The 15,347-nt window shown below is 59.5% G+C and carries 12 protein-coding genes and 1 pseudogene; 4 read left to right on the plus strand and 9 right to left on the minus strand.

From position 1 onward, the window contains the following. Positions 1-65: 65 nt before the first annotated feature. The 3 genes from KQ303_RS14680 to KQ303_RS14590 all read right to left on the minus strand — a co-directional run bounded on the left by KQ303_RS14680 (position 66) and on the right by KQ303_RS14590 (position 904). On the minus strand, positions 66-392 hold the full coding sequence (locus KQ303_RS14680; protein WP_311134174.1) for a CsbD family protein: 327 nt from the start codon (positions 390-392) through the stop codon (positions 66-68). A gap of 151 nt (positions 393-543) precedes the next feature. Continuing rightward, positions 544-708 (minus strand): DUF1328 domain-containing protein, encoded by a 165-nt coding sequence (locus tag KQ303_RS14585; protein ID WP_259730831.1) that lies wholly within the window; start codon positions 706-708, stop codon positions 544-546. Between the two features lie 10 nt (positions 709-718). Next, the gene (locus KQ303_RS14590) at positions 719-904 is read right to left on the minus strand and encodes a CsbD family protein (RefSeq protein WP_259730832.1); all 186 of its coding nucleotides are present in this window, start codon (positions 902-904) and stop codon (positions 719-721) included. Between the two features lie 799 nt (positions 905-1,703). On the opposite strand from KQ303_RS14590, the gene KQ303_RS14595 reads away from it, so the two are divergent. Then, positions 1,704-3,434 carry an HAD-IIB family hydrolase gene (locus tag KQ303_RS14595; RefSeq protein ID WP_259730833.1) on the plus strand — a complete coding sequence of 577 codons (1,731 nt, stop codon included), beginning with the start codon at positions 1,704-1,706 and terminating at the stop codon, positions 3,432-3,434. A 639-nt stretch (positions 3,435-4,073) separates the two neighbouring features. On the opposite strand, the gene KQ303_RS14600 is transcribed toward KQ303_RS14595, so the two are convergent. Then, positions 4,074-5,825, minus strand: coding sequence for a SulP family inorganic anion transporter (locus tag KQ303_RS14600; RefSeq protein ID WP_259730834.1), 1,752 nt, complete (start codon positions 5,823-5,825; stop codon positions 4,074-4,076). Positions 5,826-5,901: 76 nt separating this feature from the next. Then, positions 5,902-6,933 carry a magnesium transporter CorA family protein gene (locus KQ303_RS14605; protein ID WP_259730835.1) on the minus strand — a complete coding sequence of 344 codons (1,032 nt, stop codon included), beginning with the start codon at positions 6,931-6,933 and terminating at the stop codon, positions 5,902-5,904. 262 nt (positions 6,934-7,195) lie between these two features. Here KQ303_RS14605 and KQ303_RS14830 point away from each other — a divergent pair, with 262 nt between their 5' ends. Together KQ303_RS14830 and KQ303_RS14610 are read left to right on the plus strand one after the other, a co-directional pair. Continuing rightward, the gene (locus KQ303_RS14830) at positions 7,196-7,390 is read left to right on the plus strand and encodes a hypothetical protein (RefSeq protein WP_399233934.1); all 195 of its coding nucleotides are present in this window, start codon (positions 7,196-7,198) and stop codon (positions 7,388-7,390) included. Between the two features lie 426 nt (positions 7,391-7,816). Then, the gene (locus tag KQ303_RS14610) at positions 7,817-8,671 is read left to right on the plus strand and encodes a transglutaminase family protein (RefSeq protein ID WP_259730836.1); all 855 of its coding nucleotides are present in this window, start codon (positions 7,817-7,819) and stop codon (positions 8,669-8,671) included. A gap of 16 nt (positions 8,672-8,687) precedes the next feature. Here the strand turns inward: KQ303_RS14610 and KQ303_RS14615 are convergent, their stop codons facing one another. The 3 genes from KQ303_RS14615 to KQ303_RS14625 all read right to left on the minus strand — a co-directional run bounded on the left by KQ303_RS14615 (position 8,688) and on the right by KQ303_RS14625 (position 13,204). Then, positions 8,688-9,128, minus strand: coding sequence for a DUF421 domain-containing protein (locus KQ303_RS14615; RefSeq protein WP_259730837.1), 441 nt, complete (start codon positions 9,126-9,128; stop codon positions 8,688-8,690). Between the two features lie 426 nt (positions 9,129-9,554). After that, positions 9,555-11,921: an HAD-IC family P-type ATPase gene (locus KQ303_RS14620; RefSeq protein WP_259730838.1), complete on the minus strand. Its 2,367-nt coding sequence runs from the start codon at positions 11,919-11,921 to the stop codon at positions 9,555-9,557. Positions 11,922-12,265: 344 nt separating this feature from the next. Continuing rightward, entirely contained in the window at positions 12,266-13,204 is a 939-nt protein-coding gene (locus KQ303_RS14625; protein ID WP_259730839.1) for a carbon-nitrogen hydrolase family protein, read from the minus strand. Between the two features lie 275 nt (positions 13,205-13,479). Here KQ303_RS14625 and KQ303_RS14630 point away from each other — a divergent pair, with 275 nt between their 5' ends. Beyond that, positions 13,480-14,832 carry a glutamate decarboxylase gene (locus KQ303_RS14630; protein WP_259730840.1) on the plus strand — a complete coding sequence of 451 codons (1,353 nt, stop codon included), beginning with the start codon at positions 13,480-13,482 and terminating at the stop codon, positions 14,830-14,832. A gap of 77 nt (positions 14,833-14,909) precedes the next feature. Here the strand turns inward: KQ303_RS14630 and KQ303_RS14635 are convergent. Beyond that, positions 14,910-15,038, minus strand: a pseudogene (locus KQ303_RS14635) (AbrB-like transcriptional regulator); the annotation flags it as partial. Positions 15,039-15,347: the final 309 nt, after the last annotated feature.

Raw genomic sequence — 15,347 nt, forward strand, 5'->3', positions numbered from 1 at the left:
TCCTGATGGACCACGCCCGGCCAGGCATCCACAGGATGATGCCTGGCTGCGTCGTAGCTTCAGGCTCAGCTCATTCCGGTTTTGTCCTTGACGTCTTCGACGGCATTCCGGACTTTTGCCTCGGTCTGCTTCGCCATGCCAGCGAGACGATCTCCCTGGTTGCCCGTGACGTTGCCAATCGATTCCTGGGTCTTGCCCTCAAACTCCTTGGCGTCAGCCTTGACTCGGCCGGCAGTCGCGGCTAGGGGCAAGTGGGGGGCGCTGAGGGTGAATGCTCCAGATGCCTGGGCGGGAGAGCTCAGAGCCGGCGTGGCAATCAATACCAGCAGGCTGAATGCAAGGCCAAGGCAAGTGGCGGCCAGCTGGCGCAGAAAACGAAGTTGGTGTTTCATGGTGACGATGGCGAGGGGGAAATGAGGTTTAGCGGTATAAGACTGTGCCAGCCCATGAATCACGCCCAGTGCTGCTCAATAATCAGTGGTCTCTGATTATTGAAGACTGATCATGATCATCTGATCAGATCATTGGGGTTCACGCAGCGAATCACGTTACGGTGCGCCGGCCGGTGATGAATGAAACCAAGGCAAGCACGAGAAACACAAGAAACAGGATCTGGGCGATGCCTGCAGCTGATCCGGCGATCCCACTGAAACCGAGGACGGCAGCGACGATCGCAATGACAAAGAAGGTTATGGCATAGTTCAGCATGATGGAACTCCTAGGGGGTGTTAACTAGCTGGGCGATTTCTTGCTGGCTTTTGCCGAGCTTCTTCTGCAGATGGCCAAGGAATTCCTCTTCCTGTCCTTCGGTATAGTCTAAGTCGTTATCGGTGAGATCGGCGAACGTTTGTCTGAGCTTTCCTTTCAGCTCGTGCCATTCTCCTTTGAATTGGAGCTTGTTCATGATCGGGTCCGCAAGGGTCTGAGATCAATGGCAGAGGGTATGGAGCGGCTGGATCCGTACCTAAGCAAATCCTTTCGCGTGTCACGCCATAGCCCTCTGCATTCACTATGGGCCTGAATGGAGTAGTTGGTTGCTGTAGATGTGCCTCATGTCCACGTCACAACCAAGGCCTAGCATTCAATGCTGATTCGTCTGTGTTGCTCTGAGCTTTTGTTCTTTGTCAAGAAATCCACTTGCTGAATGCATCACCACTGGTCCTTGTTTACGCTTTGGCTAGGAGCTTTTTGCTCATAAAGCAGATGCCTGCGACTTGACAACCTCGCTGTAACGACGCATTGCTTTGCCCAACAAGGCTCCCCAGTGGACAAGGTGGTCTGGATACAGAGGCGTGAACTGCCTTGGTAGAGGGGGCCTCTGCTGGAAACGGGTGTTGACGTCTTGCTCCAGCGCTGATGCCTCCCGCTACTCGTGGCGCTGCCATCAGTGGTTCTGCCACCCTTGATCTGTTCAGAACATTGTCGGCGAACACCCAGCAGCCCCTTGCTTATCTCATGGGGTGTGAGCAGCAACCGGCACAGGCTGATGCAAGCACGTTTGGCGCCCCTCCAAGAACGCAATCGGAAACAGCCTTGATCAGGGGGCAGCAGCAGACCCGCAGCACCAAGGCCCAGGTGAAGGAAGATATGCCCAGTCCACTCGCGGTCCTAGAGGGTCAATCCGCCTTAAGGTGAATATCGGTGGTCAGTTCAGGCAGCCCGAGCAGGCAACTTCGCTGATAAGTTCCATTACGAAGAGGCCCATGCGATTCCATGCAATTGCCACCGACTATGACGGAACGATTGCCCACGATGGCGTTGTGGATGAAGCCACCCTGGCAGCGTTGGAACGGGCAAAGAAGTCAGGCCGCAGACTCCTCCTTGTTACCGGTCGAGAGCTCCCTGATCTACAACTGGGGTTTCCACATCTCGATCTGTTCGATCTCGTAGTTGTCGAGAATGGGGCGGTTCTCTTCAATCCACAGTCAAAAGAAGTCCGGATTCTGGCCGAGCCACCTCTGCCAAAGTTTGTGGCCGAACTGAGAGCGCGCAGGGTATCGCCCCTTTCCACCGGACATGTCATCATTGCCACCCATGAACCAAACCACATCGAAGTGTTGAAGATCATCCACGAGTACGGACTCGAACTCCAGGTGATCTTCAACAAAGGTTCGGTGATGGTGTTGCCGTCTGGCGTGAACAAGGCAACGGGGCTTGCAGCGGCACTCGCGGAGCTCGCCCTGTCACCGCACAATGCCGTAGGTATTGGGGATGCCGAGAACGACCATGCCTTCATGCGGCTTTGCGAGTGCTCCGCAGCGGTTGCCAACGCCTTGCCCGCTGTCAAGGAGGCAGCCGATCTTGTCACTGGTAAAGCTCGCGGAGCAGGTGTCGCAGAACTCATCGATCACCTCATCGCAAATGATCTATCCGACCTGAAGGCACTTTCTCGTCACCACATTCTCATTGGTGAAACGGACGACAAAACCGAGTTGTCGCTCGATCCGGCTGGCCACGGAGTGCTCGTGGCCGGTACATCGGGCAGCGGGAAGTCGACAATCACGACGTCCATCATGGAAGGGTTATCAGACGCAGGCTATCAGGTGCTCGTCATCGATCCCGAGGGAGATTACGAGGCTTTCGAGTGCGCAAACCACATCGGCAATCCATCCCAGGCACCGCTGCCAAATGATGTCACTGATGCGCTTAAGGATCCGGGGCGGTCGATCGTCGTCAATCTTTTAGGAGTACCTCTCAACGATCGGCCGACGTTCTTCGCAGAACTGTTGCCACACATCCTCCAGGAGAAGGCACGAACAGGTCGACCACACTGGCTTGTGATCGACGAATCCCATCACTTGCTCCCGCACGGTCCTTCGAGTGTCGCGCTTGCGCCGCTGTTGCCTGAACGCGGTACCCTGTTCATCACCGTTCACCCAGGCGCTGTGGAACCGGCGACGATGGCAAACGTCGGCACAATCCTACTGATCGGCGGGAAGCCAGGCGACACGTTGGCAGGGTTCTGCAAGGCAACGGGAGAAAATGAGCCGCTATGCCCAGTGGTTCAGGGCAACGAACTCCCGATGGGGGACGCGATGGTGTGGCGACGCGGCGATCCGGGAGCCATCGTGATCCACACGAAACAACCGCGGACCGTACGGAAACGGCATTCGCGAAAGTATGCTGAGGGGAATCTGGGCCCAGAGGGAAGTTTTTACTTCAGAGGCCCGAATGGCAGCCTGAACCTGAAGGCCCCAAATCTGCAAGTCTTCTTGCAACTGGCCGATGGTGTGGACGATGAAACGTGGGAATACCACCGGAGGAATGGCGATTTCTCGAAGTGGGTGCGGGCACAGATTAAGGACGAGGATCTTGCTGAAGAGTTGGTCCAGATCGAAGTGAATCAACAGGGGAGACCGAATGACACCCGGGCAGCCGTCCGCGTAGCCATCGAAGCCCGTTATACGCTCCCCGCCGACGTTGCCAGCGGGTAAGACCGAGTGCCATCATGTGGGGCCATTGCACATTCTATCACGCGCTCGTCATCAGTTTCGGGTTGGGAAGCCAATGGACTCAGAAGCATTTCCCGCGGAGGCCTTGGGCCCCGACCTGATGATCCCGCAGCACGGCTGAATGCAAGGTTGAAGCAGCCGATACGCCGAGAGAAGAACCATGGGCTGGGAGTACACGGGCAGCCATTCGGTCGTCCAGCAATGTTGATAATGATTGCCAGGATGCGAAAAGTTCTGGCACAGGGTCACCCGATTGCCCGGAAGACTCCGCAACCCGCAAGTCCTGCTCCGGGCAGTGCATGCAGCAGCAGATCGCATTGGTAGTCAACTTGTGAGGTTTGCCAGATGGCCACAAGCGCGGCCTTGATAGCGCTTGAGTCGCAGGCCATCAACTAGGACATGCGCTTGGCGATCGCGACGGGGAGTGTGGAAGCGAGTACGCCAATGGGCCTTCTTCAGAGTGGCTTTACAGAGCTGCTTCGTGACGTAAGTGCGCTGGACCTAAGGCAGGGAACGGCCTTTCTGGAACTGGATACCGTTGCGTTCCAGGAGACGACTGGTATCTGTGAGCCCGCCCAGGCGCCCTGGAAGGTGGCGGCGGAGCGAGCTGGGTCTTCAAGATCAACGATACAGCTCCGAAGCAGCCCCAGCGGGGCCTTTGGCTTCATCCTCCCAGTCAACCCAATCAACGGCGTGGGCTTTGAGATAAGAACTGACAGCCTCCCCAACGGTGGCAAAAAACCGCTCTTCTCCAAATTGTGAGAACAGCCCGATGCGCTTGAGTTTATCTTTGACGGGGTCTTTCATCTCGGACATGCAGAGCCTGATTCCTGCCGTTGCCAAGGTGTGATCCAGTTCATCGAGAGTGTCCGCAGCGGTGACATCGATGCTGGTGACAGGCTCAGCCCCGACGACAAGCCAGTTGACACAAGTTTGTGATGACTCGACCACCGTCATCACACGGTCCCGGAACAATTCAGCATTCGCAAAAAAAAACAAGGGTGCATCCCACCGGAACAGGACCAGGCCCGGGACCTGGCATGACTCCGGATAACGGCTGATGTCGTGATATCCATTGACACCATCGACCCGTCCCAGGACCGGTGAGTGGGGACGCCACCCATCCCAGTGAAACTCGATGACAGCAATGGCGATCGCCAGCCCGATCCCAGGAATGGCGCCAAGATAAGCGACCCCGGCTAGGCAGAGCATCGACAACCAGAACTCCCAGCGCTGGATGCGGTAGATGCGTCGAAGGTCAGCCACCTCGATCAAGGCGATCGCTGAAGCAATCACTACCCCTGCAAGCGCGGCTGCTGGCAGGTTTCGTAAAAGGTCAGCCGCCGCCAGGAGTAACGCGGCGACAGTCATTGCACCGACGACCCCGGTCAACTGTGTCTTGGCGCCTGCTGCCTCGGCAACCGGAGTACGAGTAGCGCTGGCGCTGATTGGGAGGCCCAGAAACAGACCTGCGACCAGGTTGGCCGCGCCCAATCCGACCATCTCCTGATTGGCAGCGATCGTGTCCCCAATCCGCGAGGCATAGGTTCTCGAAAGCACGCTCGTATCGGCGAACGACACAAGGGCGATGGCGAAGCCTCCGAACAACACCGGCACGATGTCGCCAGTGTGGATAGAGGGAACAACCAGAGCGGGCAGACCTCTGGGAAGTGGACCGAGCACCGCCACGTCAAAGCGGGTCGCAAGATTGAGGACCGTAACGCTGACAGTCGCGGCAACGACAGCCAGCAGAACTCCCGGGACGCGCCTGCTGCGTCTCAGCAGCCCGATCATCACCAAGGTGCCGATTCCGACGACCAACGCTGCCCCATTGGTCCTGCCGGCCAGAACGGCTGCCATAAATCCCCACGCTTCGTTGAGCAGTCCGTCGCCCTTAACAGTGAAACCGAACAAGGCTGGCAACTGGCTGACGAGCACGGTCAGAGCGATGCCGTTCATGTAGCCGTAGTGGATCGGCTTTGTGAGCAACTCGGTGATGAAACCCAGGCGAGCGGTTCCCGCCAGAACGCACAGACTGCCTGAGACGAGTGCCATCATCCCGGCCAGGGCCATGGCGCGCTGGGAATCACCCGCAGACAGCAGCAGCACGATGCCGAGGATGAGGGCGACAAGCGAAGAGTCCGGTCCGAGGACCAGCATCCGGCTGGGGCCGAACAGGGCATAGGCGAGCAAACCGAAGATGGTGGCATACATGCCACAGACGGCCGGAACCCCGGAAGCAACCGCGTAGGCAATGCCGACCGGTACCAACACGGCCGTCACCGCCAGGCCGGCTCCGATGTCATGGCGGAGCCAGGCGATCTTGTACTGGCGGATGGCAGACAGTCCAGGGACCCATCGCCTCCAGCCCATGGAGGTTTTGCTTCGCTTGATGCTTGGGTTAGGAGATGGGGTGAGGGGCGATGGAGGAGGGGTGGATGCGCTCAATTCAAGGATGCCTGTTTCGCTTTGAACTTGTTTGCTTCCTGTCCAACCTGCTGAGGAAGTAGTAACTTGCTAAACCCAGAAAAACCATGGCGAGCATGAATGCTGGATAGGACACACGCCAGTTGTCGGGGCCTGTGATCATTGACCATTCGGACATCCCCCCAATCCCGGCAAGCAGTGTCAACGGCATGAAGATTGTAGTGATCAGTGTCAGTCGCCTGACTGTCTTATTCGTCTCATTGGCTGCCCTTGCCATTTCGTTGTTTAGTAATGAGAGATACATTTCCATTAAGCTAGTAACGATGTCCCGGTATGACTCGGTCAGCTCGTAGAATCGGACAAGGTGATCATAGATATCGCGATAATGATAGATTGATTGCTCCGAAATAAATCGACAATCCTTTCGGCAGATCTTGTTGAGGATCTCGCGCTCATGAAACAGGCTCTTGCGCAGCCTCAGAAGATAGCGCCGGAACTTTATCAATTCCGTCGGATTAAAGCTCGCGGGAGCTGAGATGAGTGCTCCTTCCACATCATCCAACTCATCTTCGATGGCCTCAATGGCAACAAACTTATGGTCTACGATGTAGTCAAGTATTAAGTGCATGACGTGGGATGGCCCCTGCCGAGCCGCTTCAATGTTCTTTTCGATGATGTGTTGAATATCATTCAGATATGGTCGCTGCTTGCAATTGAGGTGACTGATGCTAACGAAGAACTTGTCACCGATGAACATATTGACTTCGCCAACTTCCAGCACGCCTCTGTCGTACTCAAAAATGTTAAAGAGAATGAATGTGTTATCTGTAAAGTCATCAATCTTAGGTATCTGACTGTCATCAAGGCAATCTTCAATCGAAAGGGAATGGAGCCCGAGCAGCTCAACGAGTCCAGTGAGTTCCGTCCGTGTTGGCCCGTTGTAGTGCAACCAGGCAAAACCATTCCCGTCTGCTGCTTCAACTGCAGATACTGCCGTCTCAAACCGCTTCGGGGGGCCGTTGTTGCAGATCTGATAAAAGAAGGAGCGGGGCACGTCACCTTAAGCGGAGTTGATTTACGAGAGTAGGATGGATAACCCTGTTGGCGAATCTTGGCCGGTGGGGTTCAACCATCAGTTCCTTAAGGAACTTGGGTGTTAACTCCGGCAGTCTACCCAGCTGGAATGGCTTAGCTTGATAGGAAGCTGTTCCGCTTCAGCCATGGGCGAGATGCCAGTATTTCATGGCTTGTAATCTATCCTGTATGGGGATGGCGCGGCGTTCCGCGTCAGGGCTCCCCTTACCGAGTAGGTCTCCGTGATAGGAACGTTAAACGGCTGGAATGGAATCGCCGAACCGATGAATCCCGAGAAGCGGGGCTGTTGGTATGTCGCTGTTGATGGTGCGAAGGTGGGCGATCAGTTCAAGTATAAGCTCAGAACAAAGGCGGGAGTCGTCAAAGCATGGACCCCTTTGCACGTTGGGTCACGAACTCCGTTGGCAATGCCATGAGTCATGATCCCAGTTCTGGTAGAGAAGGTGACGACCAATCAAGCCCCAGCGATCTCGAGCCATGGTTGGATGATGGTTAAGTGAGGAATGGCAGGGCGGTGTCTATGTCTACAACGATGACCGTGCACTGACTCTCTGGCCGTTCACCGATGGGATAGGGGTGGTTCTGGGGATGATGTTGTTGTGATCGCTAATTTCTTTCATAAACTTCAGGATGGCTGTGTCTTGGGATGTCCGGACGTCAGCACTTGAAGACTACGTTTCTACAGAGATTGGCGAGGTTACAGTGAGAATTCTGAGGAACCCCCGAGCGATGACGCAAAAGGAGTTCGAAGCGACCGTGACGGGCTTCCGTTTCATGCCACAGTATCCTTTGAACTCTTTAGTGTTCTGATCCACTCGCAGTAGGGGCATCTACTTACCTTGATGAATCGCTATCAGATTGTCCATCGCACTGCCTACAACTATTCTGGCGCTGTTCAGCTCGGCTCCCATGAGCTTCGTTTGCGTCCGAGAGAGGGGCATAACCTGAGAATTGAATCCTCAAGGATAACGATCCAGCCAACGGCATGCCTGCGCTGGCATCGCGACGTGGAAGACAATTCTGTTGCCATTGCAAGTTTCAGAGCACCTGCAGATCTGCTGCTGATCGAAAGCAGTCTGATCATCCAGCAATACGATCAAGAGCCTCTTGACTTTCTGGTGGAAGACTATGCCGTGTCTTATCCCTTCACCTATGTCCCAGAAGACCGCCCCGTTCTCGATGCTTATCTACTCACAGTGCCAGCTCCGCAGGCCGGACCATTGGCGCAGTGGACTTCAACGGTCTGGCAGGCCGGCGTGGCCATCGAGAGCTACTCCTTGCTGCAGCGCCTGAATCTTGCCATCCACGAGCTTATCTCCTATCGCCAGCGAGAAGAACCTGGTGTGCAGACCCCGGCGGAAACCCTTAGTAGAGCCTCTGGATCCTGCCGCGATCTTGCCTTCCTGTTCATGGAAGCGGCGAAGCTGCTTGGATTTCCCGCTCGCTTTGTGAGTGGCTACAGCTGCACGACGCATGCAGCGGTTGATGCGGGCAGCACCCATGCCTGGGCTGAAGTTTTTCTCCCGGGTGCCGGCTGGAAGGGATTCGATCCCACACGCGGTGAAATCGTTGGTGAGAACCACATCTCGGTGGCGGTTGGCCGCTTACCCCACTCAGTTCCGCCCATCGCTGGCTCGTACATCGGCGATTCGAGGCTGCTGTCGATGGACGTGGCAGTCCGGGTCAGACGGCTTTAGTGCTGTTGGCCTGAGCTCAAGCTCTGATGTGTTTTGGCAGGACGGTGATGGATCCGTTGTTCTCCAGAATAGCCACGTGCACATCATTGATCGAATCGCAGCCGGCAGCCCTGATGGCGGTGTCAAGTTCGTGGCGGGTGAGTTGCGCATGCATCAAAACGTCGGGATAGAATCTCCCATTGTGTACCAGTACTTCCGGGTGCCCTTCAATGAAGGCCTCAATGCGTTTGCTACGACTGGTGGCGATGCCAACAAGATAGTTCAGTCCCACGAGCGTCAAAGCAGAGACGAGTCCCCCGATTAGAGAGCTGTCACCACCATTCATCGAGTTCTGCACGGCATTAGAGAGCACGAGCAAGAGAACAAGATCAAACGTGGCGAGTTGACCGATCTGTCTTTTGCCCGTTATTCGCAGCAGAACGAGCAGAAAGATGTAAACGACTGCTCCGCGAAGCACGAACTCCCAAATCGGAATAGCAAGTGTCCACATCGACCATTCCCAGTTGGACAGTGCTCCTAGTTTAGGCGCCGGCTCTAGGCTTAGGATTGCAAGGACCCCTTCCCCGGTACTGCTCCCCGGTACTGCGTCACAGGATTTCAGGGATAGCACCGGCGATTAATCAGCCTGAGCTGACCCCTGCGAGGCCTCCACACGGCCTTGATGTGTAGTACCACCAGGTTGTTTAGTAGGCGAAGGGGCGTGAGGCCGACAGGTTTGTACTGCGTCCCAACAGCCCAGCACCACTTCCGGGTCAGCAGGTGCGTCGGGGCGGGCCTCACCCAAACGCGGGTGTCCCACTTGCGGGACATTCACGAGCGCCAACCGGAACTGGCCGGCGGCGACTCCGGCGAGACCCTCAGCTATGCCGCCAGCCTGCTGGGTTCAGGGGCGCCGCCGGAGCCGGAAACGGTCCAGCAGGCCGGCCACCAGCAGGGTCACCGCGGTGAGGAGCAGCAACGTGACCACAAGGACGGGCGTCAGGGGCGCCAGCTGCAGGACCCGCTGGAGGGCGGGGAAGGCCATCAGCAGCAGCCACAAGCCCAGGCCGATGCCGGTACCGGCGGCGGTGATGCGGCTGTGGGGATCCCCGTTCAGCCACACGAGCCCGCCGCCGGCGAGCAGCAGCAGCGAGAACACCAGGCTGCGGCGTGATTCGGTGTCCGTGTCGGGCCAGAAGGCCAGCACCAGGGCGGCCACCATCACCACGGCCCCCTGGCTGAGGGAATGGCGCCAGGTGTCGGGGCCGAACAGGGGCGCCTCCGGCGGCCGGGGTGGCTGCCGCATCAGGCCCGGTGAGGCCGGCAGCGCCTCAAACACCACCGTGCAGGCCGGATCGATCACCAGATGCAGCAGGGCGATGTGCACCGGCAGCAGGATCAGGGCCTGGCCCGGCAGCAGCAGCGGCAACAGGCTGAGGGCCGCGATCGGCAGGTGGATCGCCAGCGTATAGCCCAGCGCCCGGTGCAGGTTGGCATCAACGCGCCGGCCCAGTTCCAGGGCCTGCACCAGATCGCTGAAGGCGTCTTTGAGCAGCACCAGATCGGCGGATTCCCGCGCCACGGCGCTGCCGCGCTTGCCCATCGCCACGCCGATGTCGGCGGCCTTGAGGGCCGGGGCGTCATTGACGCCATCGCCGGTCATTGCCACCACCTCACCGGCGGCCTGCAGGGCGCGCACCAGTTGCAGCTTCTGCTGGGGCATCACCCTGGCGAACACCGACACCGCGCCGATCCCGGCCGCCAGCGCCTGCGGGGAGAGCGCTTCCAGCTCGTGGCCGGAGAGCACCGGTCCCGGCGGCAAACCCGCCTGATCGGCGATCGAGCGGGCCGTCACAGGGCTGTCCCCCGTGATCATCACCACCCGCACGCCAGCCGCCTGGGCCGTGGCGATCGCCGCCGGCACATCTGGCCGCAATGGATCCGCCAGGGCCAGGAACCCCACCGGTTCGAACGGGTAGTCGTGCACGTCCTCGGGCAGGCCAGCACCGCTGCTGGAGGCTTGCCCCTCGTGCACCGGCACGCCATCGAGCCCGCGGGCCACCGCCAGCACCCGCAGTCCCCGGGCGGCGAGTCCATCGGCGGCCGCCAGCAGGGCGGCGCTCCGCTCGCCATCCAGGTGGCAGAGATCGGCGATCGCCTCGGGTGCCCCCTTGGCCGCCAGCTGCAGGTGCCCGTCGCCGTCCCGCCAGAGGCGGGAGAACACCAGCAGATCGCTCTGCAACGGATACTCCCGTTCCAGGGGCCAGTCGGGATGCAGGTGCTCGGTGTTGTCGAGCTGGTCGGCGGCCAGGCGCTGAATCGCCTGTTCCATGGCATCCACCGGATCGCCACGGCTGGCCAGCACCGCCAGCTCCATCAGCTGGTGGAAGGGGTCCTCCAGGGGCGTGCCGGCCTGCCAGTCCTTCAGATCCGGCCAGGTGAGTAGCTGCTGCACCCCCATGCGGTTCTCGGTGAGGGTGCCGGTCTTGTCGACGGCGAGCACCGTGGCGCTGCCGAGGCTCTCCACCGCCGCCGGCCAGCGGGCCAGCACGCCGATCCGTGCCAGGCGCAGGGCGCCGAGGGCCAGAAACAGGGCCAGCACCACGGGAATCTCATTCGGCAGCACCGCCAGGGCCAGGGCCAGGGCGGCCAGCAGGGCCCGGGGCCAGTCGCCGCTCGACGCTCCCTGGACCACGGCCAGGGCGGCACAGAGGGCCAGGGCCGCCAGCGAGAGCCGGGTGGTCAGCTGCCGGGTCTGGCGCTGCAGCCGGGTGAGAGGCGGCTTGACCGTGGCCAGGCTCTTGCCGAGTCGGCCCAGCTCCGTGGCTTCGGCCACCGCCACCACAGTGGCCCAGCCCCGTCCTCCCGCTACCAGCGTCCCCGCCAGCACCCGTTCGCCAGGGACCGTGCGAGCCACCGGCAGAGACTCACCCGTCAACAGGGACTCATCCAGCCACAGCCCCACCGCCTCGGTGATCGCGGCATCGGCCGCCACTCGATCCCCCTCCTCCAGGCGCAGCAGATCGCCAAGGCGCACCTGATCGGTGGCGAGCTCCAGGTCCTGGCCATCGCGGCGCACATGAGCGCGGGGTGCCGACAGGCGGGCCAGTTCCGCCAGGGCGTGGCTGCTGCGTTGCTGCTGGACGGCGTCGAGCAGGCTGATGCCCAGCACGAATGCCAGCAGGATCGCGCCGTCGATCCATTCCCCCATCAGGCCGTAGAGGAGGGCACAGGCCAGCAGCAGCAGATTGGTGGGCTCGAGCCAGGACATCAGCTTCCGTCGTTGGGCCCTTCTCCAACCTGAGCCGTCCGCCATCACCGGAGTGCCAATGACACAAACCTCAACGCCCATGCCGCAGCCGCCGGCCGTGGTGCGCTTCGGCTGCGAGTGTTCTTTGTTTGCCCCCCCGCTCGCTTGGGGAAGGAACAGGCCGCTCCGAAACCCGCGACTGAGCCGAGTTTGATGCACTCTCCTGGATGGGCTTTGCCTGAGCAATCTGCTGTAGTTACCGGTGCTGACTATGTAGCCAGATGACTGGAACTCGTTCCTAGTGTCTTGCCCTACGGAGCAAACCACAAAGTTTACTGACAGGTTTCAAATCTGTAAGACGAATGTCAGCCGTAAAGCTCCGGACGCAGGTCTTCGTGGTATTTGGTGCCGGCTGGATGTGTCGGGCCGTACTCGTTGGGAATACAGTCGGCGAGCAGGAGGGTGGGCTCTGGCCTGGCAGCTACCAGCACATCTCCATAGGGGCCGCAGATGATGCTGTTGCCCAGATAAGCAGCCATCACCGTTCCGTTCACCGTTTCATCGCCGCAGCGGTTGGCATAGGCGACGAAACAGGCGTTCTGAAAGGCATGGGCTGGGATCAGGGTGCGTGAGACGTCTGGATAGGTGCGATCGGTGCGCTGGCCGTTGCTGAGCATTGCCCAGGCATCCGCGGCGGTCGGGATCAGCACGAGCTTCGCGCCCAGCAGAGCGAGGCAACGGGTGAGTTCAGGAAACTCGGCTTCGTAGCAATTGAGCAGGCCAACTGGAACGCCATTGACGACCTGAACCGTGAACGCAGGACCCTCCTCGACGTACTGGTAACCGGGGCTCCAGCAGAGCTTCTCGTCCGGACCCCACAGATGGGTTTTGCGGTAGTTGCGCAGCAGAGTGCCATCGGGTCCAAAGAGGGCAATCGCGTCGTAGAAGCGCTCCTCTCCGGCCACCTGGGCACGTTCTGGATAGGGGCAGGCCACCGCCAGGTTGTGGCGGCGGGCGGCGGCGGCCACCCGCTGCAAGCTGGAACCATCCACAGATTCGGCCAGAGGACGGGCCAGCTCCGGGGTGACGATGTAACCACTGAGGTAAAGCTCGGGGAAAGCCAGAAGCTGCACCTGGCGCTCAACGGCGATGGCGCACACGGCCTCGAGTCGCTCCAAGTTTTCCACCACCGCTTCCGGGGTGGCCGCTGCTCCGGTGCCCTGCCAGATGCCGAGCCGCAGCCCCTGTCCCCAAGCGGGGGGCTCGGGACGGATAAAGCCATGAAGCCGGTAGTGGACGTCCATAGGGATCTTGGGCCCAAGCACCGGGCCCAAGGCGGATTCTGAAGGGTTTGCATCTTGGTGGAAGCCTGGCAGCGTCAAAGGCTCCACCGAGCCTGTAGAGAGACGACTCTACCGGTGATCACGTGCGAAAGGGAAACGCCTCGACAAGTGACGCACCACACCCTTGGCCTAGACGATGCCTCTTGAATGGAACATCTATAACCCAGCCCCACCCAATGATGAAAAACTCGACAGTTCAGAAGCACCGTTCCACCAACCTTGGGATCGACGCTGGGTTGAGCGCCAGGCTGAAAGCGGCCAACCTGCCAGCGGAGATCCCCCGCGATGTGCTGGCTGAGCACGGCCTCGACGCTGAGAACGCCTACGAGTTGATTCACGACCACCTGATGCTCGATGGCAACGCCCGTCTCAACCTGGCCACGTTCGTCGGCACCTGGATGGATCCGTGCGCCCGCCGTCTGATGGAGGAATGCGTCGACAAGAACATCATCGACAAGGATGAATACCCGCAGACCGCTGAGTTGGAGGTGCGCTGTCTGCGGATCCTGGCGGACCTCTGGAATGCCCCGGACCCAGAACGTGCTGTGGGAACCTCAACCACGGGCTCCAGTGAGGGCTGCATGCTGGGCGGGCTGGTGATGAAGTGGCACTGGCGGCAGCGTCGGCTGGCGGCTGGACTCGACACCAGTCGCCCCAATCTGGTGATGGGCACCAACACCCAGATCTGCTGGGACAAGTTCTGCGCCTACTTCGACGTGGAGCCCCGGCTGGTGCCGATCACATCGGAACGTTTCCAACTGGGCGCCGAGGAAGCGGTGGCCAGCTGTGATGACAACACCATCGGGGTGGTGGGAATCCTTGGCAGCACCTTTGATGGCAGCTACGAACCGATCGAAGCCCTGCAGTTACAGCTGGACGACCTGCAGGATCGCTCGGGTCTCAACATCCCCATCCATGTGGATGCTGCATCAGGAGGCTTTGTGGCTCCTTTCAATTCCCCTGATCTGCTCTGGGATTTCCGGTTGCCGCGGGTGGTTTCGATCAACAGCAGCGGCCACAAATACGGCGGTGTTCTGCCTGGGGTGGGCTGGGTGCTCTGGCGCCACGACGACCTGCTGCCCGAGGAACTGCGTTTCAACGTCAACTACCTCGGCGGCCAGATGCCCACGATCGGCATGAACTTCTCCCGCCCCGGAGCTCAGATCGTGGGACAGTATTTCAACTTTCTGCACCTGGGCCGTGCCGGCTACGCCCATCGCATGGCCATCCTGGAGGCAATCGCCTGCCATCTGGCCGATGGCATTCGCGACCTGGAACCCCTCCGTCTGGTCAGCCATCCCCTTGGTCAGCTGCCTGTCTTCGCCGTGGAGGTGGATCCGGCGGTGACCAACTGGACCGTCTTCCACCTCTCCGACAAGTTGCGCGAACGGGGTTGGCAGGTGCCGGCATACACCATGCCAGCCAACTGCGAAGACCGGGCGGTGCTGCGCTTCGTGGTGCGTGCTGGCTTCAGCCGCGACATGGCAGAAGCCCTCCTTAACGACATCGATCGGGCTGTCGGCTGGCTTGTGGGGCTCAAGGACCCCCTGCCTCGGACTGAGGATGCCTCTTCGACGTTTCGGCACTGAAGGTGTTCCGAGACGAGACGCTGACAATCCCTGACTGGATCGGGGGTGGCGATTAGTTGAGAACGTAGGTGTACTTCCTATGCTCCAACAGGGATCATTCGGATCTGATTACGCCCCAGCGTGATCTCGAACTCATCACCAGGACTGAGGTCGAGCAGCGCGGTGTAGGCCTTGCCCATCAACAGGTTGCCGCCGCCCTGCACGGATCCATAGAAATGAAGCAGATCTGCTGTTGATACGCATCAATTCGCCCAGATCAGAAGATGGCTGAGTAGAAACAGCGATCCTGCAGATTTAATGCAGGAGAACTTAAGGAAGGCAAAAGATCATTGGTGAATCAATGCTCGTGTTCCTGAGCAGACTTAAAGAACACGTCCATATCACATGGATGTGAACATCCACAAAGGAGTCAGTCATGGGTATGGGAAAAGACATGAAAGCCACCGCCAAGAACATCGAAGGCAAAGTTCAGGAGGCCACTGGCAACATCACCGGTAACAAGAAGGATCAGGTAG

It is taken from the genome of Synechococcus sp. CS-1333 (assembly GCF_025128015.1).
Classification (GTDB): Bacteria; Cyanobacteriota; Cyanobacteriia; order PCC-6307; family Cyanobiaceae; genus MW101C3.

Coding starts and splice junctions, on each gene's coding strand:
- KQ303_RS14680 (WP_311134174.1), bottom strand. CDS start 392: ATGAAACACCAACTTCGTTTTCTGCGCCAGCTGGCCGCCACTTGCCTT.
- KQ303_RS14585 (WP_259730831.1), bottom strand. CDS start 708: ATGCTGAACTATGCCATAACCTTCTTTGTCATTGCGATCGTCGCTGCC.
- KQ303_RS14590 (WP_259730832.1), bottom strand. CDS start 904: ATGAACAAGCTCCAATTCAAAGGAGAATGGCACGAGCTGAAAGGAAAG.
- KQ303_RS14595 (WP_259730833.1), top strand. CDS start 1,704: ATGCGATTCCATGCAATTGCCACCGACTATGACGGAACGATTGCCCAC.
- KQ303_RS14600 (WP_259730834.1), bottom strand. CDS start 5,825: ATGGGCTGGAGGCGATGGGTCCCTGGACTGTCTGCCATCCGCCAGTAC.
- KQ303_RS14610 (WP_259730836.1), top strand. CDS start 7,817: ATGAATCGCTATCAGATTGTCCATCGCACTGCCTACAACTATTCTGGC.
- KQ303_RS14620 (WP_259730838.1), bottom strand. CDS start 11,921: ATGTCCTGGCTCGAGCCCACCAATCTGCTGCTGCTGGCCTGTGCCCTC.
- KQ303_RS14625 (WP_259730839.1), bottom strand. CDS start 13,204: ATGGACGTCCACTACCGGCTTCATGGCTTTATCCGTCCCGAGCCCCCC.